The 23727-nt window shown below is 60.8% G+C and carries 31 protein-coding genes; 17 read left to right on the forward strand and 14 right to left on the reverse strand.

Translation table 11 applies throughout. The features are described 5' to 3' along the window. Window positions 1-135 precede the first annotated feature (135 nt). The 5 genes from AXYL_RS33390 to AXYL_RS33410 all read right to left on the reverse strand — a co-directional run bounded on the left by AXYL_RS33390 (window position 136) and on the right by AXYL_RS33410 (window position 3793). A complete protein-coding gene (locus tag AXYL_RS33390) occupies window positions 136-519 on the reverse strand; it encodes a hypothetical protein (RefSeq protein WP_013397237.1) in 384 nt (127 codons plus the stop codon). 28 nt (window positions 520-547) lie between these two features. Further along, window positions 548-880, reverse strand: coding sequence for a hypothetical protein (locus tag AXYL_RS33395; RefSeq protein WP_013397238.1), 333 nt, complete (start codon window positions 878-880; stop codon window positions 548-550). Window positions 881-1014: 134 nt separating this feature from the next. Then, window positions 1015-1398 carry a hypothetical protein gene (locus AXYL_RS33400; protein WP_041657723.1) on the reverse strand — a complete coding sequence of 128 codons (384 nt, stop codon included), beginning with the start codon at window positions 1396-1398 and terminating at the stop codon, window positions 1015-1017. A 165-nt stretch (window positions 1399-1563) separates the two neighbouring features. Then, window positions 1564-2439 carry a GIN domain-containing protein gene (locus AXYL_RS33405; protein WP_013397240.1) on the reverse strand — a complete coding sequence of 292 codons (876 nt, stop codon included), beginning with the start codon at window positions 2437-2439 and terminating at the stop codon, window positions 1564-1566. 157 nt (window positions 2440-2596) lie between these two features. Beyond that, on the reverse strand, window positions 2597-3793 hold the full coding sequence (locus tag AXYL_RS33410; RefSeq protein WP_013397241.1) for a site-specific integrase: 1197 nt from the start codon (window positions 3791-3793) through the stop codon (window positions 2597-2599). A gap of 527 nt (window positions 3794-4320) precedes the next feature. Here AXYL_RS33410 and AXYL_RS33415 point away from each other — a divergent pair. Together AXYL_RS33415 and AXYL_RS33420 are read left to right on the forward strand one after the other, a co-directional pair. After that, on the forward strand, window positions 4321-5769 hold the full coding sequence (locus tag AXYL_RS33415; protein WP_013397242.1) for a hypothetical protein: 1449 nt from the start codon (window positions 4321-4323) through the stop codon (window positions 5767-5769). After that, window positions 5769-6080, forward strand: a complete 312-nt coding sequence (locus tag AXYL_RS33420) for a DUF2623 family protein (protein ID WP_013397243.1) — start codon at window positions 5769-5771, stop codon at window positions 6078-6080. Before AXYL_RS33415 ends, AXYL_RS33420 begins: the two co-directional genes overlap by 1 nt. A 61-nt stretch (window positions 6081-6141) precedes the next feature. Here the strand turns inward: AXYL_RS33420 and AXYL_RS33425 are convergent, their stop codons facing one another. Genes AXYL_RS33425 through AXYL_RS33440 form a run of 4 tightly spaced genes read right to left on the reverse strand, consistent with a single transcriptional unit; the run spans window position 6142 to window position 8743 of the window. Then, window positions 6142-6648: a hypothetical protein gene (locus AXYL_RS33425; protein ID WP_013397244.1), complete on the reverse strand. Its 507-nt coding sequence runs from the start codon at window positions 6646-6648 to the stop codon at window positions 6142-6144. Next, window positions 6645-7346, reverse strand: coding sequence for a prepilin peptidase (locus AXYL_RS34175; protein WP_013397245.1), 702 nt, complete (start codon window positions 7344-7346; stop codon window positions 6645-6647). The genes AXYL_RS33425 and AXYL_RS34175 overlap by 4 nt, the downstream gene beginning before the upstream one ends. An 11-nt stretch (window positions 7347-7357) precedes the next feature. Then, window positions 7358-7822 carry a hypothetical protein gene (locus AXYL_RS33435; protein WP_013397246.1) on the reverse strand — a complete coding sequence of 155 codons (465 nt, stop codon included), beginning with the start codon at window positions 7820-7822 and terminating at the stop codon, window positions 7358-7360. 30 nt (window positions 7823-7852) lie between these two features. Beyond that, window positions 7853-8743 carry a hypothetical protein gene (locus AXYL_RS33440; RefSeq protein WP_148260772.1) on the reverse strand — a complete coding sequence of 297 codons (891 nt, stop codon included), beginning with the start codon at window positions 8741-8743 and terminating at the stop codon, window positions 7853-7855. A 95-nt stretch (window positions 8744-8838) separates the two neighbouring features. Between AXYL_RS33440 and AXYL_RS33445 the strand changes: the two genes are divergently transcribed. The 15 genes from AXYL_RS33445 (at window position 8839) to AXYL_RS33505 (ending at window position 19687) form a co-directional block, all read left to right on the forward strand. Beyond that, window positions 8839-9045, forward strand: coding sequence for a hypothetical protein (locus AXYL_RS33445; RefSeq protein WP_013397248.1), 207 nt, complete (start codon window positions 8839-8841; stop codon window positions 9043-9045). 38 nt (window positions 9046-9083) lie between these two features. Beyond that, window positions 9084-9974 (forward strand): recombination-associated protein RdgC, encoded by an 891-nt coding sequence (locus AXYL_RS33450; protein WP_013397249.1) that lies wholly within the window; start codon window positions 9084-9086, stop codon window positions 9972-9974. Window positions 9975-9999: 25 nt separating this feature from the next. Next, a complete protein-coding gene (locus AXYL_RS33455; RefSeq protein ID WP_013397250.1) occupies window positions 10000-10404 on the forward strand; it encodes a hypothetical protein in 405 nt (134 codons plus the stop codon). Window positions 10405-10418: 14 nt separating this feature from the next. Continuing rightward, window positions 10419-10709, forward strand: coding sequence for a hypothetical protein (locus AXYL_RS33460; RefSeq protein WP_013397251.1), 291 nt, complete (start codon window positions 10419-10421; stop codon window positions 10707-10709). A 207-nt stretch (window positions 10710-10916) separates the two neighbouring features. Then, window positions 10917-12875 (forward strand): DNA cytosine methyltransferase, encoded by a 1959-nt coding sequence (locus AXYL_RS33465; protein ID WP_013397252.1) that lies wholly within the window; start codon window positions 10917-10919, stop codon window positions 12873-12875. Window positions 12876-13156: 281 nt separating this feature from the next. Then, the gene (locus tag AXYL_RS35120) at window positions 13157-13312 is read left to right on the forward strand and encodes a hypothetical protein (RefSeq protein WP_013397254.1); all 156 of its coding nucleotides are present in this window, start codon (window positions 13157-13159) and stop codon (window positions 13310-13312) included. A 168-nt stretch (window positions 13313-13480) separates the two neighbouring features. Beyond that, window positions 13481-13807 carry a hypothetical protein gene (locus AXYL_RS33470; protein ID WP_148260773.1) on the forward strand — a complete coding sequence of 109 codons (327 nt, stop codon included), beginning with the start codon at window positions 13481-13483 and terminating at the stop codon, window positions 13805-13807. A 91-nt stretch (window positions 13808-13898) separates the two neighbouring features. Next, entirely contained in the window at window positions 13899-14360 is a 462-nt protein-coding gene (locus AXYL_RS33475) for a hypothetical protein (protein ID WP_148260774.1), read from the forward strand. Between the two features lie 75 nt (window positions 14361-14435). Next, window positions 14436-14672 (forward strand): hypothetical protein, encoded by a 237-nt coding sequence (locus AXYL_RS33480; RefSeq protein ID WP_013397257.1) that lies wholly within the window; start codon window positions 14436-14438, stop codon window positions 14670-14672. Window positions 14673-14858: 186 nt separating this feature from the next. Next, entirely contained in the window at window positions 14859-15080 is a 222-nt protein-coding gene (locus AXYL_RS33485) for a hypothetical protein (protein WP_013397258.1), read from the forward strand. Between the two features lie 185 nt (window positions 15081-15265). After that, complete coding sequence (locus AXYL_RS34670; RefSeq protein WP_013397259.1) at window positions 15266-15448, forward strand: hypothetical protein; 183 nt, start codon at window positions 15266-15268, stop codon at window positions 15446-15448. 166 nt (window positions 15449-15614) lie between these two features. After that, the gene (locus AXYL_RS33490; RefSeq protein WP_041657740.1) at window positions 15615-16085 is read left to right on the forward strand and encodes a hypothetical protein; all 471 of its coding nucleotides are present in this window, start codon (window positions 15615-15617) and stop codon (window positions 16083-16085) included. Further along, on the forward strand, window positions 16082-17410 hold the full coding sequence (locus AXYL_RS33495; protein WP_013397261.1) for a site-specific DNA-methyltransferase: 1329 nt from the start codon (window positions 16082-16084) through the stop codon (window positions 17408-17410). Before AXYL_RS33490 ends, AXYL_RS33495 begins: the two co-directional genes overlap by 4 nt. Continuing rightward, window positions 17407-17880, forward strand: a complete 474-nt coding sequence (locus AXYL_RS33500) for an endonuclease domain-containing protein (protein WP_013397262.1) — start codon at window positions 17407-17409, stop codon at window positions 17878-17880. The genes AXYL_RS33495 and AXYL_RS33500 overlap by 4 nt, the downstream gene beginning before the upstream one ends. Before the next feature lie 532 nt (window positions 17881-18412). Then, on the forward strand, window positions 18413-19687 hold the full coding sequence (locus AXYL_RS33505) for a hypothetical protein (RefSeq protein WP_041657744.1): 1275 nt from the start codon (window positions 18413-18415) through the stop codon (window positions 19685-19687). A gap of 53 nt (window positions 19688-19740) precedes the next feature. On the opposite strand, the gene AXYL_RS33510 is transcribed toward AXYL_RS33505, so the two are convergent. The 5 genes from AXYL_RS33510 to AXYL_RS33530 form a co-directional block, all read right to left on the reverse strand. After that, the gene (locus AXYL_RS33510) at window positions 19741-20508 is read right to left on the reverse strand and encodes a DNA/RNA non-specific endonuclease (RefSeq protein ID WP_013397264.1); all 768 of its coding nucleotides are present in this window, start codon (window positions 20506-20508) and stop codon (window positions 19741-19743) included. A 92-nt stretch (window positions 20509-20600) separates the two neighbouring features. After that, entirely contained in the window at window positions 20601-21329 is a 729-nt protein-coding gene (locus AXYL_RS33515) for a hypothetical protein (RefSeq protein WP_013397265.1), read from the reverse strand. Between the two features lies 1 nt (window position 21330). Next, on the reverse strand, window positions 21331-22368 hold the full coding sequence (locus tag AXYL_RS33520; protein WP_013397266.1) for a nucleotidyl transferase AbiEii/AbiGii toxin family protein: 1038 nt from the start codon (window positions 22366-22368) through the stop codon (window positions 21331-21333). Window positions 22369-22573: 205 nt separating this feature from the next. Beyond that, entirely contained in the window at window positions 22574-22978 is a 405-nt protein-coding gene (locus AXYL_RS33525; protein ID WP_041657748.1) for a hypothetical protein, read from the reverse strand. 99 nt (window positions 22979-23077) lie between these two features. After that, window positions 23078-23647, reverse strand: coding sequence for a hypothetical protein (locus tag AXYL_RS33530; protein ID WP_013397268.1), 570 nt, complete (start codon window positions 23645-23647; stop codon window positions 23078-23080). Between the last annotated feature and the right edge of the window lie 80 nt (window positions 23648-23727).

Raw genomic sequence — 23727 nt, forward strand, 5'->3', positions numbered from 1 at the left:
CGCGCGCATGGGTCTGCTTTACCGGTTCCCGCCCTACTCCCCGCCGGCACCCGCTCGCGCCCACTTTCGGCCGGGCGCCATGCGCCGATGCGCGGCAGGTACTGCTCCGCGCGCGTAGGAGCGGCTCGGCCAGTACTAGGCCCGCGCCTTTAGGGTCATCCTGGCGATGATCGCCTTCAAAGCGTAGGCGGCAGAAAAGACCATCACCGCGGTGATGGCGTGGGCCAACAGGAGCATGAGCAGTTGGAGCAGGCCGTTCACCGTTGGCATGACGCCCCCTTGAGACGGCTCCAGCAGGGATGCTCCTGGATCTGCCATGAATACGCCGGGGGCGCATAAGAACCAACCGACGACGCCGATGAGGAACACTGTGACCAGGAACCGTAATCTCAAGAAGATCCCGCCCAGCAGCGTCATCATGGCAGCAATTGCCGCAATGGTCGCTACGCCAGATCCAGAGGCCAGGTGGGCCACATAGCCCGTGACGCCCGGGATCGCGAAGATCAAGGCCAGCGACATCCAGTCGCCCCCGGTGGGACGCTCGGAGTTAGAACTTGCCATAGCCGAATAGCCAGTTGGAGAGGGCCATGGCCGCGGTGATCGTAATGGCTGGCACCAGGAACACCCCGAGAACCACCATAGAGGATGCGCCTTGATTGGGACCTGTTGCCTGATGGGCATCCGTTTTCACGGCGCGCGCAATCCCCGAAAAGATAGAGATGGCCAAGACGAAGATGAATGGCGTCCAGGCGATATAGAGCGTGACGTTCCTCACGCCCATGGTGACCTGTTCAGCTCTCTCGCTCGAGGGGCCCGGCCCGATGGCAATGAAGATGAGTGCAGCAACTTGTACCAGGGTAGCAATCAGAAAGAGAGGCATAACAGGATCTTCTCGAGAAGGGAGGTAGAAAATGACCGAACGGCGTTGAAGGTCCTAGCTCATGCGATCCTGGGCGTCTCCCCAAGGCAGGCCGCGCGCGAAGAGGTCGGCCGGGAATTCGCAAAACATGCCCTTCACTTCTGGTTTCCCGCATGTGAAGCACCATTGCCCCATGCGTCCTCCGCCATGCGCATCCCCACCCGCGCATACACATAGAAGACGCAGGCCAAAAACGCTCCAAACGCAATCAAGAGGAGGAGCGCAGGAGCTCGGTGCCACAGCACGAAAAAAGGAAGAGCGAACGCGTCGATCGACACGCCTGGTGCCATCGCCAGTACCAATCCCAGGCCCGCGAACGCGCCAATTATCAAATAAATGCCGAATCGCACCCAGATCCATCCCGTACAAACCCAGCTCTTTCTCTCGCCGCAAAAGACTCGCCACATCTGAGCTTCGATCGCCCGGTACCGCGCATGACGTTCGCGAAAGGACTGCGCAAGTTGACGGACATTTCTCATTTGGTTGTATTTCCTAGGGTGATTTGGAGATGGACGTCGCCGGACCCGGCTTTGCCCTCGGTTGCCCGTGCGCCAGCTCACCTGAGGCTGCGTGGCGTGCGGGCCATGGTGACGAGACCCGGCCAGAGGCCGAGGTAAGTCGCCCCTGCCCAAGTGCGAACCTAGTCAGCGGAATTTCACCTTGCCGGATCCAGCGACGCTGTGGTCGCGCTGCTGGGGATTTCCGAGGACGACGATATCGCCCGAACCAGCAACGCGTGCGTGCACGGAGGAGCGGACGAAGGCTTCGATGTCCCCCGAACCGGCGATCGATAGACTTGCGTTGGTCGTGATGAGATCTCGAGCATCGACGTCGCCGGAGCCGGCAACGTCCACAGAAAGGCTGGTTGCCGTTCCAGACGCAGTGACGTTGCCCGATCCTTTGATGCTGACTGCCAGGGCATGCTGTTTGAGGTCGATTAGGCCAATATCGCCGTTGCCCTGGAGGCTGATGCTGGGGGCCTCAGGTAAGCCGAGGCCAACGATCACTTTTCCTTGACTGATGACTGTGGTCGATTTGCTATCTGCAGCATGGCCCTGCTGCGCCGACCCAATTCGCGTTCCGTTGACCACGACGTTACCGGATCCATTGATCGTGACGCTTCCACCAGAAAAATTGAAGGTAGAACCCTCTCGTTCAATGATCAGGCGATCTCCCTCGTAGTGGGTCTTGACTGAGGCCACGGCTTCGGCGGTCTCGCCTGCGACATAGAACGTTGGTGTGGAACTGCGGCGGAACACGACATCCACCGCCCCATTGACCGCGAGTTTGCTGATCTGTTGGAGTGGGCGATTTTCTGTGATGTAGCTCGCGGGCACGGTCCATTCAGGGTCATCGAGTGCCGTCTTGGGCGGATTACCCTGCTCACGTGATTGCATAGAAGATGGAGTCATATTTGCCTTTGCATTCTGTGAAGTCGAGGGAGCCGTTCGATCGAAGGCATGAGCCAATCCGGCGAAGTTGATGAGGATGCCAAGTAGGAAGTATGCGGACGGCTTCATGTGGTCAAGGTCTCCTGAGGTATCAGATCCGTAAAGGCAGGGAAAAAGTGTCGTTGGCTATCGGTGCCCGCATACTCCCACTTCCGTTAATTGTAATAATGAATCGTAATTATGACTCATCACAATGAATTATTTTCTCGAAACGCGGCTCCGCTAGCTATTCGCTGCGGCCAGTGGCAATGCGCCAGGCGGTGTGCAGGCGCAAAGCGGAATCGTCCAGGAAGTAGCCCATACGCTCCTGGACGTCTTCTCTCGGCAGGCCGCGCGCGAAGAGGTCGGCCGCGAAGCTGTTGCGAAGCAGCTGAGGTGTGATCCGACTGTCGTCGGCGTCACCCTGGCGCGCAAAGCCTTCGAAAAAGCCCTCCACCAGGTACTCGACGGATCGCACGGAGAGCTGGCCGCCGGCGGTGCCGCGGGGAAAGAGCGGGAAACCATCGGCGCCGGCGCCCGGAGCGGTGGCGCGCAGCATGATCATCCACCTGGTCAGCGCTTCGGACGCGTACGCCGGCAGGCGCAAACGCCGCTCTCGGGTGGTCGACGTGCCGCGCACCAGTAGAATCAGCTCGAGAGTTGCGCCGGAATCAGAACAATACTCTTCGTTAACAGCCGGGATGACATCGGCCGACGTTACCTCAACGGAGCTCGAATCTTCGCTGGATTCGACTTCCAGCAGACGCCTCTGAATGTCATTCGATGCACTGCCCGTCCCCTGCCCTTGCTGACTAGAACAATAAACTTCGTTAACGGCCAGTTCGCGGAGCTCGGACGGTTTGAGCCCCCCTGAGAGAAGAACTGCGCATGCCGCTCTGTTTCTGCTGAAAACCCAGGCGCGCGGAGCGCGCCCCCTGGACACCCCAGAGTTCGCTGAAGGCCGTTTTACCTGAGGAGCCTGGGCGGACCCGATCCAATCGATCGCGCTCTTGTGGTCGGACTCGTCCAAAAAGTCCGTATCGTCGTTGCGCTCTGCGAGGCGCCAGCTATGGCGCCTGGCCACGGCGGCAGATGCCGCCGGGTTGGTGGCGGCGACGTGGGTGCTGGTAATGGCATTAAAGGCGCGTTCGATCAAGCGGTGAATGCGTTCACGCTGTTCTAACTTCAGGTCGGTACCTTCCAGGTAGGTTCGGATAAGGGTCGAATCCACCCGGTCGAATCCGACCCCGTGCGTATCCAGGTATTGGATGAATCCAGCCCATTGGGAGCGGTAAACGACCCTGGATGAATCCGCCAAACGGCGCGAATCCATCCAAACTTCGAATGCGTCCTTGGGCGAATCCGCCCATGCCGAGAGCGAACCATGCAGGAGGTCACCGGTCAGGCTGGGCAGGGAGTCTCTCGAGCGTTCAGGGTGGGTCATCGGGGCCAAGCTCCATGGCTGTTAACGAACCTTAATGAATTTTAGAGAGGGCGATCTCCCCCCGCAAGGCCTGAGGCTGGCTTTCGTCGCCTGGCTGTTAACGAAGGGTAGTGATCTCGCTTGCTGCGCCCACGCGCCGGCGCTTGGTGGGATCTCCGCCCAAGCAAGATCAGCTGCAGGCGCCGCACCTGGTGTGCCAGTGCCTCGAGCCGGCCATCCGGCCGGCGGGTCCCGCCCCAGTTGGATAGCCTTGCCTTGCCTTGGGAAGGCCTGTAGAGTACGGATCCGCAGCACGGGCCTGAGACATCGCCACCGGCGAAGCCCTCGGCCTCCAGTCCGCCGCCGCCAGAGGGCGCTTCGGACACGCTGGGCTCTCAAGTTGTGGTCGACTTTCAGAGTCCTCTAGGTACCGTTTCGTCGGCGCCAACGCTGCTTCTGCTTTGCCTCTGCTTGCCCGTGGTTTCCCTTTCCAACGGCTGGCGAATTAAACGACCGACTTCTCCAGCACACGTACGGAAGTTGAAATCATGCAAGGCAAACCCTCGCCTATTCAGGCACGCAATACCATTCTCGCCCGCGACATCGCGGACAAACTGTCGGCCCAGGTCAGGGGTGCCATTTCGGTGCCCACCGTCCTCGAGCTTGTTGCCGCTGCCCGTGGCTATGCCAGCTACGCGGCGTACACCGCGGCGGTCAAGGACAAGACCGAGCCGGCGGATTTCAAGATGGCGCAACTTTGGCTGTTCGATTCCAAGATCGTGCAGCCCCGCATCGATAAACTGGGTCTGGCCGAGAAAATTGATACGGCCGGATTGGCTTTCCTCCTGCAGGGCGCGATCAACGACTTGATGAAGCAGTTCCCTGACCGCCAGCTCGTCGCGGCCAACTCGCTGGAGGGATTTTTCGCGGACGTCCAAGAGACGATCGTCTGCGAGGCAATCAACAAGGCACTCAACCCCCGGCCGAAGCCGGGCGAGGTTTTTGGCGACGAGGAACACGAGCTGAATGTGGTGCCTAAGACCCTGTCGGTCGCCAAGATCGGCCCCCTGCCCCAGAAAGTTGGCGGCTGGCTGCGCGCTTCTTTCTACGGAGATGCAGAAGTCGACGACTCCGCCGGGGGCGATTTTGCTGAGCCCAAAGACGAGGATGTGCACGGCTTTGTCGCGCGACTCCGGCTGCGCCGCATGGGCAAGCAGTTGTACACCGGCTGCCAGGCCGAGATCCTCATTTTGAACGACCTGGTCGCCCATGGCATTAAGTCGGACTTCGGTTCCGATCCTGATGATTTCGCCGACTTGATCGCTGCCGGCGACCCCAGTCAGGAGAGCCAGCTCAGGGGGCTCAAGTTGCTCAGAAACCTGGAGCAGTCGGGCCGCGTGCCGACCCTGGGGGAAACCGACAGCATTGTCGATTCGTTCAGCAGCTACCCGTCTGAGCAGCTGGAACTCATCGAAACCTACGCCGGGGCACTCGCAGTCCGCCTGATCAATATGAAGAGAGGTCTGCCTCCTCAGCAAGGCGTGCGAATCCTTGAGGCGCTAGTGGCCAACGGTTGCCAGTTCTCCAAGTTGTCACTGGCTCACGCGCTATTCAACGGCTGGGGGTGTGACGAGGACAGCGCGCGCGCGCGTTCGCTCGTGGCTGAGCTTCTCGCGTTGGTGCGCAGTGGCAAAGTCGATTTTCTGGAGCCCGCTTCGTACGCGGAGCTCTATTCGCTTGGCGCCAAACTCTCCATGCAGGCGGGCGATCGGAGGCAAGCGTTCGAGCTGTACCGCAGCGCGGCCGCTGAAGGTCATGGTCCATCGGCCCTCATCTTGGTGTCATTCCTGATGCCGCGGCCGGCGGGCGATGCGCCTGATGAATTCTCTGGTGTGGTCGAACCCAATCTGAAGTTGGCGGAAGCCTACTATCTACAGGCAATGCGCGCGGGCTACAACCCCGCCACTCAACAATTCAACCCGCAAGAGGTGAAGTAATGGCCATCCCTTCGGCAATCGAAACGGGTTACCGGGCCGGCATGGCCGCGGACCTCGAGCCAGATGCGTTCGAAATGTCGTCCTATGCAGCTGAGTACACGCTCGGTTTCATCATGGGCTACAGCGAGTCTTTGTCCATCCAGATGGCGAACCCCGACGTGGCGGTATGGACCGCCGCTGAGCTGGCCTACCGCTACAACGTGTCGGTCAGGGATCTGCTGAGCCACATGGGCTTTGATCGTGAGCAGACCCAACGCTTTCACGATGCGTACGAGGAAGAGCGCGGGAACTCATCCGGGTTGGATTACTGACTGAACCTGGCGCCAGGGCCGGTGTGCCATGGCGCCGGGACGCAGCCCGCCGGCCGCCGTCCTACTCTAAGTCGAATTCAAGCCCATTCGCCTGCAGCAGCGCCCGCAGTTCGACGGCCTGGTCGGCGGTGACGGGCCCCACCTCCACTCGCCAGTCCACGCTGCCCTGCGCGTCGGTGCGACGCACGATCGCGATGCGGTCATTGGGGGCGCCCTTGGCGAGAAGAGCCTTGGCCAACCGCTCGGCCGCCTGGCCATCCCCATAAGCACTGGAGATAAGCCAGCTTTCCGCCGGCGAGGCCGGCTGCCCTAGTTCGAGATCCCGCGCCCCCGCATTGGCCTCGAGCGGCCGCAGCTCATTCGGCCGCAGAGGGGCCAACTGTCCGCCAGCCAGACCCGCGTTAGGGTCGAGGTGCAGGACTTGCTCATCGGACGGGCCTAGGGAATCCGGATCTGCTGTCCGCAGGTCCGGGGGGCGCTCAGTGGCCAGGGAATACACAACCAGCGCCGCAGCGCCGGCGCCGGCCGCCGCAATCACTAAAGCCAGGATCCAGGCCAGTGCCCTCATAGCAACCGCAGGAAGGGCAATTCAATACCGGCCAGCTTCAAGATGGCTAGGATGGCACCGGTAATGGCCAGCGCCGGCCCAAACGCCATAGTTCCACCTCGGCGCATGACCAGCTGCGCGAACACCTGCAACACGCACGAGCCCAATATGACGGCGGGCAATTCGCCCACACCGAGCCACGCCGACAGGCCGGCGATCATCTTGAGATCTCCGTGGCCGATGGCCGCCATGCGCCGGCAGACGCAGTAGCCCGCGGTAACCAGCCAAATCGCCCCATAGCCCGCGACTACGCCGATCACGGCGGTTTCGATGGAACCTCCCCAGGGCACAATGCCCGCCCATTGTGCAATCAGTCCTCCCCACACGAGTGATCCAGTGATCTCGTCTGGGAGGACCTGGGAATTGGCGTCTACGAACGCACCAGCCGCCAGCATGGTCAGAAAGAAGGCAAGGGCCACGGTGTTCGCCGGCGCCAGCGGGGCAATGGCACACGCAATCCAGATGGCCAGCAGGGTCGCGCGCACCGCCAGCCCACCAGCCACCGGGCGAAAGCCGCCGGCGAAGAGCATTTGCAGCGTCGCCCCCGGATAGCATTCCGCGTCGAGAATCCGCTCCATGCGTTGGCGCAGGCGCAAAACTGCCTCCCCTGCCCCAATTCCCACGACGGCCATTGCGGCCAATGTAATCGGCGTCGTCATTTGAGGGTGTCCTAGTGAACCGTGGCGCCGCGTGTGCGCAGGCTGCCCATGTCACCAAGGCTCACGCTTGCTTCGATCAAGACCGAATCCGGGGAAGAGTCGCTGGCCAGCCGACGTCCTTGCTGCCGAAAGCACTCTTTCACTCGTTCATTCATCCGATCGGAGACGCTGGCCGGGAGCAGCCCCTGGACCGCACCGGTGTTGCGGATCGCGTCCAAGCGAACATACGCCGTCAGCAGCCCCAGGCCCGAATCACTCACCTGCAGATCCTGCACACCCTTCATCCAGAGGCGAACAAGGCCTATGGCCTCGGGCTTCCAGTCCAGTTCATCGTGGCGAGTGCGGGTGAAGTGGCAGAACGCTTGGCCGTAGGGCAGCTGGCTCTCATTGAGCGAGGTCAACGGGGTGGATGCGATACGGGCGCCGCCGGCGGCGCTGCTGGTTTCGGACTGGTGATTCGCGTGACTGGCAGACATTCGAGGAGCTCCAAGCAATGGCGGAAGGGATCAGCGCGGCTTCACGGCGTCGAATGCCGAGGCCGTGACGGTGAAAAGGTCGTAGATATCGCGGGGGGCCGGGGGCGCTTCGAGCCATCGTTGCAAGAAGGCTGACCGGGAAGCAGGCTCGTAGTGGTCGTTTTCTGCTGTGGTCGGAGTTAGCGCCTCCTGGAGCTTCAAGATGGCCTTGGCCGCCCGGGGATTGCCGCTGCCCAGCGCGTAGCCCATTGCGAACATATCCGCGAACGCCTCTTCTTCTCGGCCGCTCATCGGTCCGATTCGGCCGAGATAGCGCTGATGGGCCAGGAAGCAGTGGCCAGACTCGTGCATCACCGCGTATGCGAGCCAATCGGCACGGCTTTCGAACAGTGAGCTGCTCAGGGTGCCGGCGCGGCTTCCATTGAAGAGGATGAAGCAGAACGGCATGCGGACCTTGTTCACCTCCACCTGGGGGTAGAACTGCATGGCCATGAAGTAGTTGGAGAAGTTCGACAGCGGACGTCCCGTGCTGGTGCTCAGCGCCCGGCCGAGCAACGGGTGCTCGATGTCAAACACCTGCGCCTGCAGAGGGGCTCTCTCCTTCAGGGCGTAGCTGGCCAGCGCGCCGCGAAGCAGATCCTGTGCCTCACGCACGAAATCTTCGCGTTCGGCCGCGCCCATCGCCGAGCCAAACCGGGTCACCTCTCGCAAGTGGCCGTCGGCCGGCTGCTGGCGCGCAATGGGCTTGGGGTAGGGTTCCGCATTGGACGACGACAAGATTTCCAGCTCGACCGTCTGAGCGAGGACAGGCCCAGCTAAAAACGTCCCGACCATCGCCAGACCAGCCACCGCCGCCGTCACTGTTGCGCGCCGCAGCGGCCGAGTGCCATCTCGGAATTGAAAAATTTGCCCCAGGCTCACAAGGGCCTCCGTTTATATTTGCGATTTATTAGTATGAATCATTATACTGATTCATATCTAAACCTAAAATTTTTCCCCCCCTTCGGAGAACAGCAATGTCCATGGCCATCAATACCGTGTGGCACTTCAATCAGGAAGACTTGGTGGTCCAGTGGGTCGGGGGCCGCGTTGTAGCAGTGAAGGCGGTAAGCCAGAAAAGCCAGATGCGACGCGGCCACCCCTCGGCATCCAACTCCACGCGGCATTCACTGCCCTCCCGCAAGCCCGCTGCAGCGCCCCCCGAACAGCGCATCGCCGCCTAAACGCCCCCCTTTCCTGAATCGACCATATCCCCGAACCAATGTTCAAAAATCTGACTCTCTATCGACTGCTCCCAGAATGGACTATCAACGCCGAGCAGCTGCAGGAACGCCTCAGCCAACACGGCCTCCCGGAGGCTGGTCTGGAAATGCAGCAATTCGGATGGGTCCCGCCCCGCAAGGGTGGCGAACTTTGCGTGACCAGCGGTGGCGACCAGATCCTCTTCGCGCTTCGCGCACAAAAGCGGCTGCTCCCGTCCACGGTGGTGAATCAGGTCGCGGCCGTTCGCATCGACGAGGTCACGGAGCGCCAGGGCTATCGCCCCGGCAAAAAACAGCGCAAGGAAATCACCGAGCGCGTGCACGACGAGCTTTTGCCGAAGGCATTCCTTGTTCACCGCGACACGCAGGTGTGGATCGACCTCAAGAACCGCTGGATGGCCATCGACACCGCCACTTCCTCTAAAGCTGACGAAGTGGTCGGTTTCTTGGCCAAGTGCGTCGATCCATTCCCAATCCAGAACCTTTACGTCGCCCAATCACCTGCCTCGGCCATGACAGGTTGGCTAGCGGAAGACGAAGCGCCCCCCAACTTTTCCATCGACCAAGACACCGAGCTTCGGTCCTCGGGGGAGAGCGGCGCTGCCATCCGCTACGTCAAGCACTCGATTGACGCCGACGACGCCCGCCGCCACATTCAGTCCGGTAAGCAGTGCACGCGCCTGGCCATGACTTGGGCTGACCGCATTTCCTTCGTGCTGACAGAGAACTTCGTCCTGAAATCGATCAGGCCCCTGGACGTCCTTCGGGAAAACCAGGAACAGGCGGACAACGAAGAGGAGCGTTTCCTTTCGAACTTCACGCTCATGAGCGGAGAGTACAACCGCATGCTCACCGAACTGGTCGACGCTCACGGCGGCGCGCGCGACTGATCCACAACCATTGCTGACATCGATCATGACTAGCCTCGATATACGCACCTGCAGTGAATCGTCCAATGACTGCGACCTCATGCCAGATGACCCAACCCTTGACTACCTCGCGCCAGATGTAGCGAGGGAGGCCATCTTCGAGCGCCAGCCCAGTGGGGCTGCCGCCCGGAAAAAGCTCGAAGGCGCTATCGGAAAGACACTTTCTGTCGCGTTCTACTTTTACCGCGGCGAGCTAATTGGTGACCCGAACAAGGAAGCCCTCCCGATGAAACTGACAGGCTGCGAGTTTCGACCTGCCACGAAGGGCTCCAAGAAGGGCCGTTGGATCGTTCCAGTACCTGGCACTGAGCGCTCTGTCGTCGTGACGCCCGAAGATGTCAGCGCATTTGAGGCTGCCCAGGAATCCACTCGCGCAGCCGAACGGCCGTGACAAGGCGATACCGCATGAATCCAGCGTCGGCGCTCGCGCTGGCGCAGTTCTATGTGATCGACGCCGTTGCCGGCGACGTCTGGTACCGCGTGCTGCCCGGTGACCAATGGGCGGGCGTTGAAGGCCAGGCCGTCGCCAGAATCTCACTCCCTCACCTTGTCGGCCACGAGGTAGTACTGCGAGCGCGCGATGGCTCCCTGCGCGCATTTTCGCCATCAATGATTCAGCACTGCCCGGCGGCTTCGAACGGCGCACCAGAGCAGGCTTTGCCTGATCTTGAAGCGCTCGAGGAAAGCCACCAATAACGCCCAGGCATCTCCTCCGTACCCTTGGCTATGGCGCACCCGCAATTCCCCACGGCAAAGTTTTCGCCGAGATGGCCGCTTCGATAGGCTGATCCATACCAATCCATCAACCTGGAGATCTGCCGTGCCCCCGCTTTCCCCCCAAGCGATTCATCGACTCGAAGAACCCCACATCCTCTGGGGTGCGGCTGCACAGGAGGCACGGACATGAAGTGCGTGACCAATGCAGGGGCCTCCAACAGCCTCTTTTCCGGCGGCATTCCCCAGCTGGACACGAAGGCAACGCATTTTGACTCACGACGCTCCCGCCGCGCGCGCGGGAACTACCAGCCGAGCCGTTCGAAACGCGATGAGCGACATTGGGCTAAACCCAACCTCTCGCTCGACCTCGGTGACGAGCTAATCATCGACAACTTCGCCGGCGGTGGCGGCACAAGCGAGGGTCTCGAACAGGCGTTCGGGCGGCCGGTCGATATCGCAATCAATCATGACCCAGCGGCCATTTGCCTTCACGCGATCAATCATCCCTGGACGAAGCACTACTGCGAATCGGTTTGGGACATCGACCCCATCAAGGTGACGGGTAACCGCCCTGTAGGTTTGGTGTGGCTTAGCCCTGATTGCAGGCACTTCAGCAAAGCGAAGGGAGGTACCCCCGTCGAGAAGCATATCCGTGGTCTCGCGTGGATCGCGTTGCGATGGGTGGCCAAGTGCAAGCCCCGAGTCGTTCTGCTCGAGAACGTGGTCGAAATGACGAGCTGGTCGAAGTTGATTCGGAAAGAGGATGGCAAGCAGTATCCCGACCCGAAGCACAAAGGAAAAACGTTCCAAAGCTACATCCGCCAACTGCGCGCTCATGGGTATACCGTGGAGTGGCGGGAACTGCGCGCTAGTGACCATGACACTCCAACGATTCGAAAGCGCCTCTTTCTGGTCGCGCGCAGAGATGGACGTCCTATTGTCTGGCCGGATGCTACTCATGGTGCACCGGACTCTCCCGCCGTCAAGCAAGGACTGTTACGCCCCTGGCGCGCAGCTGCAGAGTGTATCGACTTCAGTATCGCTGCCACTTCAATGTTCGAGCGCGAACGCCCTCTTGCGGAGAACACACTACGCCGCGTCGCGAAAGGAACTTGGCGTCACGTGCTGGCCAACCCAAGTCCATTCATTGTTCCGCAGGACACCGGCGCGCGTGTTGGCGACCTTGTTGCGCCCATGATCGCCCCCTTGCGTGGCACCCAGGAAGCTCACCTGCAGGGCGATAGCGCGCGCAGCCCAGTTTCTACGATCTCTGCGGGCGGAACGCATCACGCTCTATCCAGCGCTCATCTGGTTCGGCTTGAGCTTGACCCACGATCCGGCCGGGAACTGAATGTGCCCGCCTTGCGTGCTAACCCGCACACCGACATTTCTCATCAAAGGCGCTCAGTGGTTGCGGCCCATTTGACCCATTTGACCCACCATGGCCATCGCCCCGGGACACGACCTGACGCCCCCCTCCCCACAGTCACGGGGGCCAACCGTGGCGAGCAGGTGATCGTGGCGGCCTGCCTGGAACAGGCAAATGGCGGATTCTACGAAGGGAACGGACGCTCCTTGGACGCCCCTCTGTCTACGCTTATGGGCTCTGGCTCGCAACAGCGCTTGGTGGCTGCCCACCTGATCAAGTACTACGGCGAGGGCGGTCAGTGGGCTTCGGCCGCCGACCCCATGCATACGCTGACGACGAAAGATCGCGTCGGCCTCGTCGAAACGGTACAGATCCGTCAAGACTCCTTGCCCGCGAATATGCTGGCTAAAGCGAAACGCTGCGCTCGATATTTTCATAAGTACCTTCCGGAGCAATTCCCCGTAAAGTGTGGCCTCATCATCGTGGATGGGTGGGTCCTGGTCGATATCACGCTACGCATGCTGGTCCCGCGCGAGCTCTATCTGGCCCAAGGATTCCCGGCAGACTATGTCATCGACGAAATCCCCGATCCGAAGTTGCTCTTTGTAAATGGAGAGCAAGTACCTGGTGACCCCCGTCTGATCCCGCGAATTCCGCTGACAAAGACCGACCAGGTACGAATGTGTGGAAATAGCGTGTGCCCCCCGGTTGCCAAGGCTCTCATCGAGGCCAATTTCACTCACGAACGACACATCGCGGAACGCCTGGCCGCGTGAGGATCGGCCGGCGGAAGCCACAACCATTGAATCGCCTCACCGTGTCCTTTCGGGACCTGGTGGAGGAGAAAGGCGGGTCGACAGAGCCGCTACCCGAGGCGAGCTTCAAATCATCGGGAACGATGGTGAACACCGTCATCGTCGTTATCCCCGCCTAAACCGGTGCCTGAGTTCCTCCGGCGGAGCCGACAAGCGCTCCGCCGTCCTTCCAAGCCCACGCGGAATGTTTTGGCAGTGCATGCCCTGTCCGTAGACTGAGTGCTGGCTATTTGGAGAACCTGATGCAGACCTACATTGTCCAGTACCGAATCAACGGTGGCAGTCTTCACACTTTCGACACGGTCAAGGCGAAAAGCCCCGCGGGAGCGATCGGGATGGCCGCTCGGCACCTCACCGACGTCGAGGGAACCCTCGACATCATCGCCACTCCCCAGTAACCCTCCTGCGCACCCGCGACGCCGCCACCGGAGCGGCGTGTGGTGCACAGAAGCAGGCGCGACGGCCGCGTAGACCGCGGTCGCCCCCTCTTCCATCAACATGCCGGCATGTGCAGAAGACATCCCGCACGCAGCCCGCACTCCCAAACTCCCTTCAAGGACATGAAAATGCAAGCCGCCCATTCCTATTCCAGCGCATCGAAAGGCGACACTTCCCACGACCGTTGTGCCGCAAAGGCAAGCGACTTGTCCCGGCCTGGTCAATGTGGGAATGCTCCGGTGGTCGGTCACGAGTACATGTTCGATGTGCGTCTCTTCGCTTCCATTCGAGTTCGGGCGACTTGCCCCGCTGAGGCGCGCAAGATGCTCGCGAACTCGCTGGATTGCGAGACGGTCACGCTTGGAAAGTGGCCGGATGGCAGCCCCATCGCCGCCGAGGTGAGTGCTGACGATGACGCCGACCTCATCCAGGTCGATGGAATCGAAGTGACCTAGGCCATTTGGGGGGAATCAGCGCAAATTTTCGCGCGCTTGGCCACTTGCGTAGAGTGGTTTCATCTCCCCCAACAACACAACGAGGTAAAGAATGTCCACTCCCGATACCCCGCCGTCCTTGGAACAGGATCAGGCGACGTTGCTGCGAGAATGCCGAGCCGCAATTCAGTGTCTTCTTGACCAGCGCCCAGGCCTCAGTTCTCTTGTGTGTGGAAGCACCACGCTGGGCAACCTGCGCGCATCCTTGGCGGGATACCGCGACTTCTCTGCTGTAGTGATGCCTACGTCCACCATGGGCAATGATGCCCCGCAGAATGCCCTCAACCGTCAGACGTTGAAGGGATCCGAAATGGCCACTCTATTGCGGGACTCGGTTCAACATTATGGTGACCATCCCGTCTTCTTCACCGATGGGTTCTTTCGCTACGGGGTGGCCCTCTACCCGGCATGCGCCCCTAACCACGACCGTCCCAATGCCCTGCTGGTCCGGGCTTTCAGCCTGGTGACCGGCCGCGACGGCCCGTGGGCACCGATCCAGCTCGAACACGAATAGCCCACGGCTCGCCGGCGACACGGGCCTTTCCGTTCCGCCGATCGAGGTTTCGAATCAGATATCCAGGAGCAGCTGATGTTGACCCAAGCACAGATCGCCGCCGCGACAGGGAAAATCTTCGAGGTTCCGCGCGTTATCAACGGCTGCGCGCGCGTTCAATTCGTTGGCATATGGCCAACCGGCAATGTCGCCGTAAAGCGCGCCTCTGACCCTGAGATGTTCGGGCCTCTGACAGTCTCGAGCGAAGTGGCAGCTCCCTTGATGGAGGCTATTCAACGGCGATTCAACCGGCGCGGCCAGCCCTGCGTCTAGCAGCGCTCTCTCGTTCGCGGCACGCTTCGCCCGACCCTTCGCTCAGTCCCATTATCTGTGTGGAGCTTTGGCGCATCCCCCCCTCTGCGTAGACTGAATTCATGGGACATCATCGACCGCAAGGCACGCCGGGCGGTGATTCCCAGAATCCTCACCCCAAGTAGCGAGCCGACGAGCGAGAAAGACATGACCGAGATCACCCTCACAATCCGCGTTCGCGTTGACGACGAGACCGCCCTCCGGGTCGCCGCGAGAAAGCGGTCTATCGCGGACGGCGACTCGCAGGTCGCAGCGAACGAGTACCTCAAACCCGACCTTACGCAGCTCACAGACTGCGCGTTTATGGTGCTTCATCCTGACTACATCCCCCCCTCGGGGATGACGATTCTCGAGTCCGGGGCGGCCTGAGCTTTTTGACGTTGGGTGAATACCGCGCGTTTAAGTCGCGCTTAGCCGCCCCCCTTCGCTGGGCGCCAGCGTGGAGCCGGGCCGGAATCCTTTGGCGATGAGTGCCTCATCCGTAGACTGGACTCACCATCAACCACTCTCGCCCGGCCAAGAGGCGAGCCAGACAGACGAAGGAAAAGGAAACCATGACAATCCGATATAGCCACGCATACTCAGTGGGCTTCGAAGTCTCATCCAGCCAATCCGACGGCGAAGACGTCACGGGCAACCAGCTGCGAATGGCGATCATCAATCGGTTGAGCAAGCTGACCGATTCGGAACTTGCCGAAGCCTGCGGCGCTCCCTTCGATACCCACGAGGTGGAGTGAGGCCACCGGCTTCGCACGCCGCAAGTTGATCACTAGGGCAGCGGCCATCCATTTCGTTCGACCGGCCCCACAACATCTGCCCAATCAGCTACGACAAAAGTTTTGGCACGCGTGCTCAGGTGCGTATTGTGATTCTCAGATCATGCAACGCACCTGGAGCACCTTCATGACAGCCCCCCTTCCCGTCTCCCCGCTAACGCCCAAGGCTGTATTCCTTGCAGCGCTGGCAGCCGGCCGCACTGTGCCGGAAGACGAAACCCACGTGATCTTTGCCAACTGCATCGTGGAGCAGATCTACAAATTGGGTTACCAGCTCTCGGCTGCCGACGGCTTCAAACAGCCTGAGCGTGTCTCGAGCGAACTAGCCGCCCGCGACGCCTGCGCCACGTTCCGGCCTCTCCAGGGCCACTCCCTGGCCCAAACGCAGCCCCTGCACCCGCCGGCGTTCGTTAGCATCGATGTGGAAACCTTGGGTGAAGTCTGGCGCGCATGCTTGGAAGCGGTGGCGCAGCGCGTGGTCGGGATGGACCCGGCCGGATTCACGCCGACCAGCTGCGCGAGCGCCCTGCTCGCCCTGGTCCGCACCTCGAACCTGGCGCGCATGACGTGCACCGACCGAATTGAGGTTGCCCAATGACCATCAGCACTCGCAAGGCCCATCTGCCCGGCAAGTGCCATAGCTCCGAGCAGCTCGACCTCTTCCAGCACGTGCTTGCCTCCTACGAGGCTGCAGGCGACCAGCCGCTCCTGAATGCCGACCTGTACCAGGCCGTGGCTCGTCGGGCCGGCGTGGCGGCCACGGACGCAAACCGTACGGTTGAAATCTCCGGCGGCCAGCACAGCCCCTTCAAGCGCTCGGTAAGGTGGGTGCAGCAGACAATGAAGCACCTTGGCCTCCTGGAACGTAGGCCCGGCCAGCGCGGCGTGTGGAATCTGGCTCAACGGAACAAGGACGGGTTGACCAGCGCGCCGGCCGGCAAACGACTGGTGGCGTTCTCCACGAACCTCGGCATCGCGATCTGGGGAGACAGCACGCGCAATTTCCCTCAGCTCGGTGAACCGATCTCCCTCGTTGTGACCAGCCCCCCCTACCTGCTCAGGCGGCCACGCGCTTATGGCAATCCGCTCACAGAGCAAGCTTATGTCGATTTCATCTGCTCCGCCCTGGAGCCAATCGTCGCGCAGATGGCTCCCGGCGGGTCGATCTGTCTGAACCTGACCAATGACAGCTTCGTGCCCGGTTCACCCGCCAGGTCCGTCGCGAAGGAAAGGCTTGTTCTGGCCCTAGTGGACCGTCTCGGCCTGGAATTGATGGACACGCTTATCTGGCACAACCCGTCTAAGCCGCCGGGCCCGATCCAATACGCGAGCAAGCGGCGCGTCCAACTCAATACCAGCTACGAGCCGGTCTATTGGTTCACCACCGATTCCTCGCGCGTCTACAGCGACAATCGCCGAGTGCTGCAGCCGCACTCGGATCGGCACAAGCAATGGCTGCGCCAGGTGCAGGAGGCTGGGGCGTGTCCGCGCACTGGCGTGTACGGTGATGGCGCCTATCGCCTCAGGCCCAGCTCATACATGAACGAGACGGAGGGCCGCATCCCAAAGAATGTTTTGCCGATCGGACACGCCTGCGCCGATACGCGTCAGTATCGGCGCGACGCCGCCGGGCTGGGCCTACCAATCCATGGCGCGATGATGCCGCTAGCCCTGGCGCGCTTCCTGATCGAATTCTTGTCTCTCCCTGGCCAACTGGTTCTGGACCTCTTCGGCGGTACGGCAAAGACGGCAATGGCGGCCGAGGTGCTCGACCGGCGCTGGATGATCTTCGAACTCTTCGCAGAATACCTCCGCGGGGGCGCGCAACGGTTCCAGCGGATGCCGGGGTTCCAGATCGGCAAGGAATTCTCCCTCGGCTTTCCTGGTGACCGCTTCAAGCTGCAGAGCTGGAGTGCCCAATGAAGTTGTCGGCTCGCGAACTGGCTGCCCTTGGCAAAGACCATCCCCTGGTCCGGCAGCTGCGGGCGAAGGGCGTCCTGCCCAGCTCGGGGAACTCCACCGCCACAGCCAAATCCGGCCCCGTCCGCGGTTCGCCCAGTAAGGGGGAGGAGGAGTTTGTCCTGCAGCTGCGCGCGCTGCGTCTGCCTGCTCCTGAACGCGAATTCCGGTTCCATCCAAACCGGGCCTTCCGTTTCGATTTCGCATGGCCAAAGTTGCCCTGCGGTAGACGCCTTGCCGTCGAGATTGAAGGGGGAATTCATAGCGGAGGGCGTCACGTGCGCCCCCAAGGATACAAGCGGGACTTGGAGAAGTACAACAGCGCGGTCGCGCTGGGGTGGACGCTCCTTCGGTTCTCCTCCTCAATGGTATTCAATGGGGAGGCGGTGCAGGTCGTTCAGAGCTGGTTCCTAGCCGGCAGCGCTTCAGAATAGCGAATATCTGCGGTCAGCCCAGCCCGTAGCGCACGTCCGTCCTCCAATGTTGCTAGGTGGGCTCATAGTCGCCCTTCGGAAAGAATCCCACCGCGGTCGTCTACAGCTCGGCGAAACCGCTCTGAGCCGCCACTTCGCGCATGCCGTACACTTGGCCGCAATTCGGCGCCATTGGCGCGCTGCTTCCAGGCAGTTTGGAACAATGAGGCGGGTCTTTGATCGGCTGAAATTCCACATCTCATGGAACTCGATCTGTCACACGCATAGCCCTAAAGTTAAGAGTATGTCGAAATTGACTCGTGACAATAAGCCGAAGCGCAATAGCGCCGCTAAACGTCGAAAGGATTTTAGCCCGAGCACACGAGAGCATATTGCGAAAGCGGCCGGCTATCTGTGTTCAATTCGCGGCTGCCTAAGACCGTCTACGTGCATCAAAACCAAACCAAACGGTGACGTTGGTAGCGCCAATCTGGGAAGAGCGTCGCACATCTATGCTGCAGCGGAAAATGGGCCGCGGCCGGCTCCGATAGGTATGGCTCTCGAACTAATTTCCCACCATTCCAATGGGATCTGGACTTGTAATGATTGCGGCATCAAGGTTGACGTATTGGAGTCCGAGTTCACCCCCGACGACCTGAAGCAAATGAAGCGGGTGCGCGAAAAAGCGGCGCACATGGCCGTCACCGACCCAGAAGTTAGTGCGTGTGCGGCCTACATCGCCGCGATCCAATTCGACGAGGTCTTCTGGAACCATCTGCCTGACCTAGACAGCGTCAGTATTCGCGACGCCCTGCTAGTGCTCAAAGCATCGGCAATTCTGCTCAATCGTCCGGGTTCGGTCCCACAGACCCCGAAGGAGTTCGCATTAAGCACTCTTGCGAACGCGATCAAGGCGCTCACAGAGAGTGCCATGGATGAGCCCGCTTTCACGATGAGCCGTCCTACTACATTGGACCGCCCAAACAGCCTCCGTCTTCCCGACAGCGCCAAGGTTCGGCGACGCGCGGCACAGATCGTAGACGCTTGGGCGGAGTGCATTCCAAGCGACCATCCGTTCCATAAGGCTCCGGGTGAGATGCACCGTGGTGAGGTGAACGTACAAATCACGGCGCGCCATCCCAGTACCAAGGTTGAACATGAGTCGTCCATCTGGGTTGTTGCCACGGGACATGGTAGACATTCTCACTCCACCAAAGAGGGAGAAATGCTTCGCCTCTACCTGCATTGGACGACCAATGCAGTAAACAATCTCGAATGGGAGCTTGAAGTCGTTGCCGAGGATGGAAGGACGCGTGTAACAAGCGACCTACGAGTATTGAACCCCACTTCCATTCCCAATTTCTACACCCGAGATTGGGACGAGGAATTAAGCGCCTATGAGCACGTCCTACGGGCACTGGCGGACGATTGGGAACCAATAGGTTATGTCGATATGAATCGCGGCACTCCTCGGATCGACGCTCAAATGCATCCAGAGCCCTTTGAGATTGAACTGAAGATGTCCAAGTCCAAAATCGAAGAGTGCCTTTATCGCTGTGGCAAGATCAGGCTCGGACTGGAGCTTCAGGCGCAATGGGGCGACTGGGAGTTTAAAGCCACCCCGGAGTATTTCGAGCATCTCCTAGACCACGCTTTGATCCAGGAAGCTTCAGACGAACTACGGCACCGGCTAGGTCCCCCTCCTTACTACTGGAAGGGCGAATCGGCGCCACTGCTGAGCAATGACAAGTGGGATATTAGGCTCGTCGCACGACACGGCAGTGTCGCGTTCAAAACGGTAGAGCGTCGCAAATCGCCTGCTCGCTAAACTGAAGTCAGCATACAAGCGGGCGGGGTGCGGCAATGCCAAACGGCGCGGCTTCAGTATCGGGGGCGCGGCAATCGGAGCTTAGCTAGGTCGCCGCCCCCCGGGAATGGGTCCACGCCTGCGACCGCCCGTAACTCAGCCAGGCTAAGTTCCCGATGAGCCTGGTGGGGTGCATTTGCGACCAGATATGCGGCCCCCGCGCGGGCGGACGGTTCATAGACTGCCTTGTACAGATACGCCGGCACGCGGACTCGACCACGTCCCACGGTCTGGGCGTTGTGCGGCTCCCAGATAACGCCTGTGACGACGTAAATTTGTCGATGCTTGGCCATCGCACGTACGCCCTTCTCAATCGCCGCCCAAAGATTTCGGTTCAGATGAGGATCCTGAGGAACGATGTTCGTCAGCAGAAAGCTTTCGCTGTCGGCTTTCGGCGAGTCCATATCCGCCGACGGGGCCAGGTGACCGCGGTCAAACCCTGAACCGCGGAAATCTTCGAGCGATGCGCGCGCGCGGCGTGCGACACGCTCGTCAGGCCGGAAGTCATTGGAGCGCCCCTGATGGTCGTAGGCGCGGCGCACACGCTCGGGAGATAGGTGCTCTGCCGCGAAGATAGGCGATTTCGCCTCGGTGGAGTAGAGAATGCCGTATCCCTCGGAGCAAAGTTCCGCCGCGCCGCTAGCGACGGCCGCATCCAAGATGGCTGGCGGCTGCGCGCCTGCATAGTGCGACGGGCAGCGGCTTTCGAATGCCGCAGCGGTGGATGCCACGAAGGCGGAACACAGTGCTGCGGCAAGACGGCTGGGCCATGCTTTGATCATTCTGGAATGTTCCTGAAAGTATGAATTGTTCGGTCAATTCATACTATCAAACAGCATTGCCGTCCCAAAGCATTTACGCGACTGCCGCGGCGCTATGCCGACATGTCGTCGTCGAAGAAACCAGTGTCCCTTTCGAACGACCCTGCCGCACCTGAATCGGTCGCATCGAGCTCGTGCGGCTCACTGAGATTGGCTTGGCCAGCGGAGGCATGACGCGTGACGCCTTCCTCCACATTCTCCGGGATGTAAAGATCATCCGGATCCGGAATCCACATGTCGCCGGTCCCGTAGTCCCGAAGGTCCTGCAGCGCTGCCGCCGGCGTGAGCGAGTCGAGGGTGAAGGGCGACTCCCCATAACGGAGGATGGCGTGTGCATCCTGCTGTTCTCGATACCAAGCGCGGGGGCGCGGGCAAAGGTGGACTCCATTGATGGCCACCATGCTGCGGCGGGGCGTCACTGCAACATCCACAATCTGCGGGATCTGGGTTACCCAGCCGTACGCATGGAGCACGTGCGCCCCCAGGACCACTGCGTCCGGGTACAGGCGGCCCACCGCCTCGAGGAGATTGTCCTGAGGCGAGCTCGGGTACCGCAGAACATTGAAGTAGAGCGCGGCGCGCGGCCCAACGAACTGGATCAGCCCAGTGCGTGCCATCCGCTTGACCCAGACCTTGGCTGCTTCGGCGGACATCTCTTGCAGGCGGCAGAGATCCGCCAGCGAGAAGACCGCCGGCAGCTCTGTGAGGCGCGTGACCGCCGAAACCCGGCGGCTAGGTCCCTTTTCGGTCTCTTCGAGGTATGGGATCGTCTCAATGCCCATATCAGCCCCGCGGCGATTCCCTGGCGGGCGCAGGCCTGGAGCGATCCCCCTCAACGTCTCCAACAATCTCCTCTAGCGCGTCAGCGCACCGCAGCGCCATCGCGCCGGCGTCGTCGATCATCGTCGACACCTGGCCTTTCCAGTAGGTCTCCCACAAATGCATCCCACCCATGGAGTCCACGAGGAACGTCTTCAGCTCGGTTTGAGCCTTTACGAGGTACTCCGGCGTTTGAATGGAATCTACCCACGTCCGCAGGGCCCCAGCCATGGAATAGGCGAGCTTCTGGTCGGAGGTGAATTCCAGTTTGGGCGCATGCGCCTGCTCAGGATCCATGGGGGCGTCATAGGCGCTGGCATGAACCAGTACATCCCTGGCCATCTGTTCGGGAGTCGGCCGCTCGAAGCTTCGCTCCTGCTGGATCCAGTACATGTCGAAGATATCGCGAGCCTTGAAGTAGGGGCGGTTCGCAACAGCCACAAGCTTGTCGCACATCACAGCGTTCAGTGTGGCCATGGGCATCATCGAGCTCACACGGACGAAGTAGCCGGCCTGCGCCAGTTCCTGAGGAGGTTCCGGGAGCCGCAAGGCGGAGGGGTAGCGTTCAAGGTAGCTGTCCTCGACGCCCCAGAACTCTGCCTTGACCATTGCCTTGCCAAGGAGCCCGGGCTTGCTCATTGACACGGCGTAGCGCGCCATCCGGTTGGTCGTCTTGCCACTCACTTCGACCTGCAGCGCGGCGTCAATTCGCGCCAGGTGCGCGCGGGCGAACGCCACAGCGCTCTGAATATGCTGCTCGGCCTCCTGCAGATGGTCCTTCTTCAACAGGAAATCCAGATCCTCAGACCACCGGGGGCTGCCCCAACCGAGCTTCAGGCTGGTCCCACCGTGGAAGACGGCCTCAGATCGCGTCCAGCGAGACCGTTCGACAAATCCAGCAATCAAGAGCGTCTGCAGCAGCACAGACCATTGGTGCTTCGTAGTGGTGGGGAGCGGTTGGCGTTTGAGCGGGGAACCGCCGGCGGGTGGCTTGAGGTTCATTTGTAATTTAAGGGATCAATTATGTTCCCTTATATTACCCCGCGCCGCCAAAATGCCAAAGAATCGAGGCCTCACTTGGCAACTGCAGACTCGCCTAACCCAGGAATTGGATCCGCCTGGTTCGCTTTTCCAAGGTACGACACCAGCTATCCGTTGCGCCGATTTCCTATCGTCTCCCCTCGAGCCTTGAGTAGTCCGAACGGACTCACGTGTCTGTCTGTGATATTTGCTTCAGCGCAGCTCGGTAATCGGCAATGATGGAATCAAGGATCTTGTGCTCACCCAAGTACGTGCTTTCCTTGCAATAGAGCAAGAATTTGAGTCGCGTGGCGATGTCGGCAGCGGAAACCCCTTCATGCCTGTACGGCAGCCGCCCGCCGCTCAAGAGGCGGTACATCTTCGCCTCCGCAGCTTGGTCGGGCTCTAGCCAATACTTAAACTCGCCTCGGGGTCCGGCAGATTCATCGAAAGCCTTATTGACCCGCCCGCCGGCTGCCTGCGACGACAACACTCTATGCACGTCGTCAGGCTTCATTTTGGTCGCGGTGCGCACGACTCTCCCTGAAACAGCATTCGTACGCCCAACGGCCCGGTCCAGCAGATACAGCATCACCAGTGCCGTTTTCGACCGGCGTGGCGGCTTCTCAACGAGAACATCAAGTCCACTGGGGGCGGCTGGCGCAAGGAGCAGAGACGCTACCATCGGAAATCACGGCTGGATGCAGAGCGCAGTTTGGACAAAGGTGATGATCGGCTGACTGCCTTCTCCTGACCCGGACTGCCAGCTGCCATACCCCACAGGCGTAAATACCCCAGCGGGACACGCCGTCGACTGCCAGCACCCGCCGCCGATCTGACACGTCCTGTAGCCGTAGCGCGACGAGTCCTGATCGCCGGACATCGTGTAAAGGACAGTTCCACGCGCTACCGAGGGCAAAGCCACACACTCGCCCTGAAGATCGGACCATGGGTCCGCCTGCGACACACCGTTGGTGAAGGTCTTGACAAGGCGCGTCTGAAAGCGGGCGCCCGCATAACCGGCTCCGCAAGCCCAAGTGACAGTTTCGGTACGGGCGTTCGAAATCGATATCGGGATCTGTTGACGCACCGACTCGACGTCCTGTTTCCAGGGCGCACCGGAGTTGCCGACAGCAGCCCCCGGTCCCGTGGAGTCATCACGCGGCAGCTGCGTCGTGTCGGCGGCCCAGGCGGTGGCCAGGGACCCGCACATATACAGGACGATAGCCGCGCGCATCCGCCGGCCGAATTTTGATTGCATAGTCGTGCACCTCGAAATCGATTCGGCACTCCTGAGAGAAGTATCGAATCTATTAATCGTTATGGCTCGTAAGTATTGTA

This window comes from Achromobacter xylosoxidans A8 (assembly GCF_000165835.1).
GTDB classification, from domain to species: Bacteria; Pseudomonadota; Gammaproteobacteria; order Burkholderiales; family Burkholderiaceae_B; genus Achromobacter; species Achromobacter xylosoxidans_B.

Coding starts and splice junctions, on each gene's coding strand:
- AXYL_RS33390 (WP_013397237.1), bottom strand. CDS start 519: ATGTCGCTGGCCTTGATCTTCGCGATCCCGGGCGTCACGGGCTATGTG.
- AXYL_RS33395 (WP_013397238.1), bottom strand. CDS start 880: ATGCCTCTCTTTCTGATTGCTACCCTGGTACAAGTTGCTGCACTCATC.
- AXYL_RS33400 (WP_041657723.1), bottom strand. CDS start 1,398: ATGAGAAATGTCCGTCAACTTGCGCAGTCCTTTCGCGAACGTCATGCG.
- AXYL_RS33405 (WP_013397240.1), bottom strand. CDS start 2,439: ATGAAGCCGTCCGCATACTTCCTACTTGGCATCCTCATCAACTTCGCC.
- AXYL_RS33410 (WP_013397241.1), bottom strand. CDS start 3,793: ATGACCCACCCTGAACGCTCGAGAGACTCCCTGCCCAGCCTGACCGGT.
- AXYL_RS33415 (WP_013397242.1), top strand. CDS start 4,321: ATGCAAGGCAAACCCTCGCCTATTCAGGCACGCAATACCATTCTCGCC.
- AXYL_RS33420 (WP_013397243.1), top strand. CDS start 5,769: ATGGCCATCCCTTCGGCAATCGAAACGGGTTACCGGGCCGGCATGGCC.
- AXYL_RS33425 (WP_013397244.1), bottom strand. CDS start 6,648: ATGAGGGCACTGGCCTGGATCCTGGCTTTAGTGATTGCGGCGGCCGGC.
- AXYL_RS34175 (WP_013397245.1), bottom strand. CDS start 7,346: ATGACGACGCCGATTACATTGGCCGCAATGGCCGTCGTGGGAATTGGG.
- AXYL_RS33435 (WP_013397246.1), bottom strand. CDS start 7,822: ATGTCTGCCAGTCACGCGAATCACCAGTCCGAAACCAGCAGCGCCGCC.
- AXYL_RS33445 (WP_013397248.1), top strand. CDS start 8,839: ATGTCCATGGCCATCAATACCGTGTGGCACTTCAATCAGGAAGACTTG.
- AXYL_RS33450 (WP_013397249.1), top strand. CDS start 9,084: ATGTTCAAAAATCTGACTCTCTATCGACTGCTCCCAGAATGGACTATC.
- AXYL_RS33455 (WP_013397250.1), top strand. CDS start 10,000: ATGACTAGCCTCGATATACGCACCTGCAGTGAATCGTCCAATGACTGC.
- AXYL_RS33460 (WP_013397251.1), top strand. CDS start 10,419: ATGAATCCAGCGTCGGCGCTCGCGCTGGCGCAGTTCTATGTGATCGAC.
- AXYL_RS33465 (WP_013397252.1), top strand. CDS start 10,917: ATGAAGTGCGTGACCAATGCAGGGGCCTCCAACAGCCTCTTTTCCGGC.
- AXYL_RS35120 (WP_013397254.1), top strand. CDS start 13,157: ATGCAGACCTACATTGTCCAGTACCGAATCAACGGTGGCAGTCTTCAC.
- AXYL_RS33470 (WP_148260773.1), top strand. CDS start 13,481: ATGCAAGCCGCCCATTCCTATTCCAGCGCATCGAAAGGCGACACTTCC.
- AXYL_RS33475 (WP_148260774.1), top strand. CDS start 13,899: ATGTCCACTCCCGATACCCCGCCGTCCTTGGAACAGGATCAGGCGACG.
- AXYL_RS33480 (WP_013397257.1), top strand. CDS start 14,436: ATGTTGACCCAAGCACAGATCGCCGCCGCGACAGGGAAAATCTTCGAG.
- AXYL_RS33485 (WP_013397258.1), top strand. CDS start 14,859: ATGACCGAGATCACCCTCACAATCCGCGTTCGCGTTGACGACGAGACC.
- AXYL_RS34670 (WP_013397259.1), top strand. CDS start 15,266: ATGACAATCCGATATAGCCACGCATACTCAGTGGGCTTCGAAGTCTCA.
- AXYL_RS33490 (WP_041657740.1), top strand. CDS start 15,615: ATGACAGCCCCCCTTCCCGTCTCCCCGCTAACGCCCAAGGCTGTATTC.
- AXYL_RS33495 (WP_013397261.1), top strand. CDS start 16,082: ATGACCATCAGCACTCGCAAGGCCCATCTGCCCGGCAAGTGCCATAGC.
- AXYL_RS33500 (WP_013397262.1), top strand. CDS start 17,407: ATGAAGTTGTCGGCTCGCGAACTGGCTGCCCTTGGCAAAGACCATCCC.
- AXYL_RS33505 (WP_041657744.1), top strand. CDS start 18,413: ATGGCTCTCGAACTAATTTCCCACCATTCCAATGGGATCTGGACTTGT.
- AXYL_RS33510 (WP_013397264.1), bottom strand. CDS start 20,508: ATGATCAAAGCATGGCCCAGCCGTCTTGCCGCAGCACTGTGTTCCGCC.
- AXYL_RS33515 (WP_013397265.1), bottom strand. CDS start 21,329: ATGGGCATTGAGACGATCCCATACCTCGAAGAGACCGAAAAGGGACCT.
- AXYL_RS33520 (WP_013397266.1), bottom strand. CDS start 22,368: ATGAACCTCAAGCCACCCGCCGGCGGTTCCCCGCTCAAACGCCAACCG.
- AXYL_RS33525 (WP_041657748.1), bottom strand. CDS start 22,978: ATGCTGTATCTGCTGGACCGGGCCGTTGGGCGTACGAATGCTGTTTCA.
- AXYL_RS33530 (WP_013397268.1), bottom strand. CDS start 23,647: ATGCAATCAAAATTCGGCCGGCGGATGCGCGCGGCTATCGTCCTGTAT.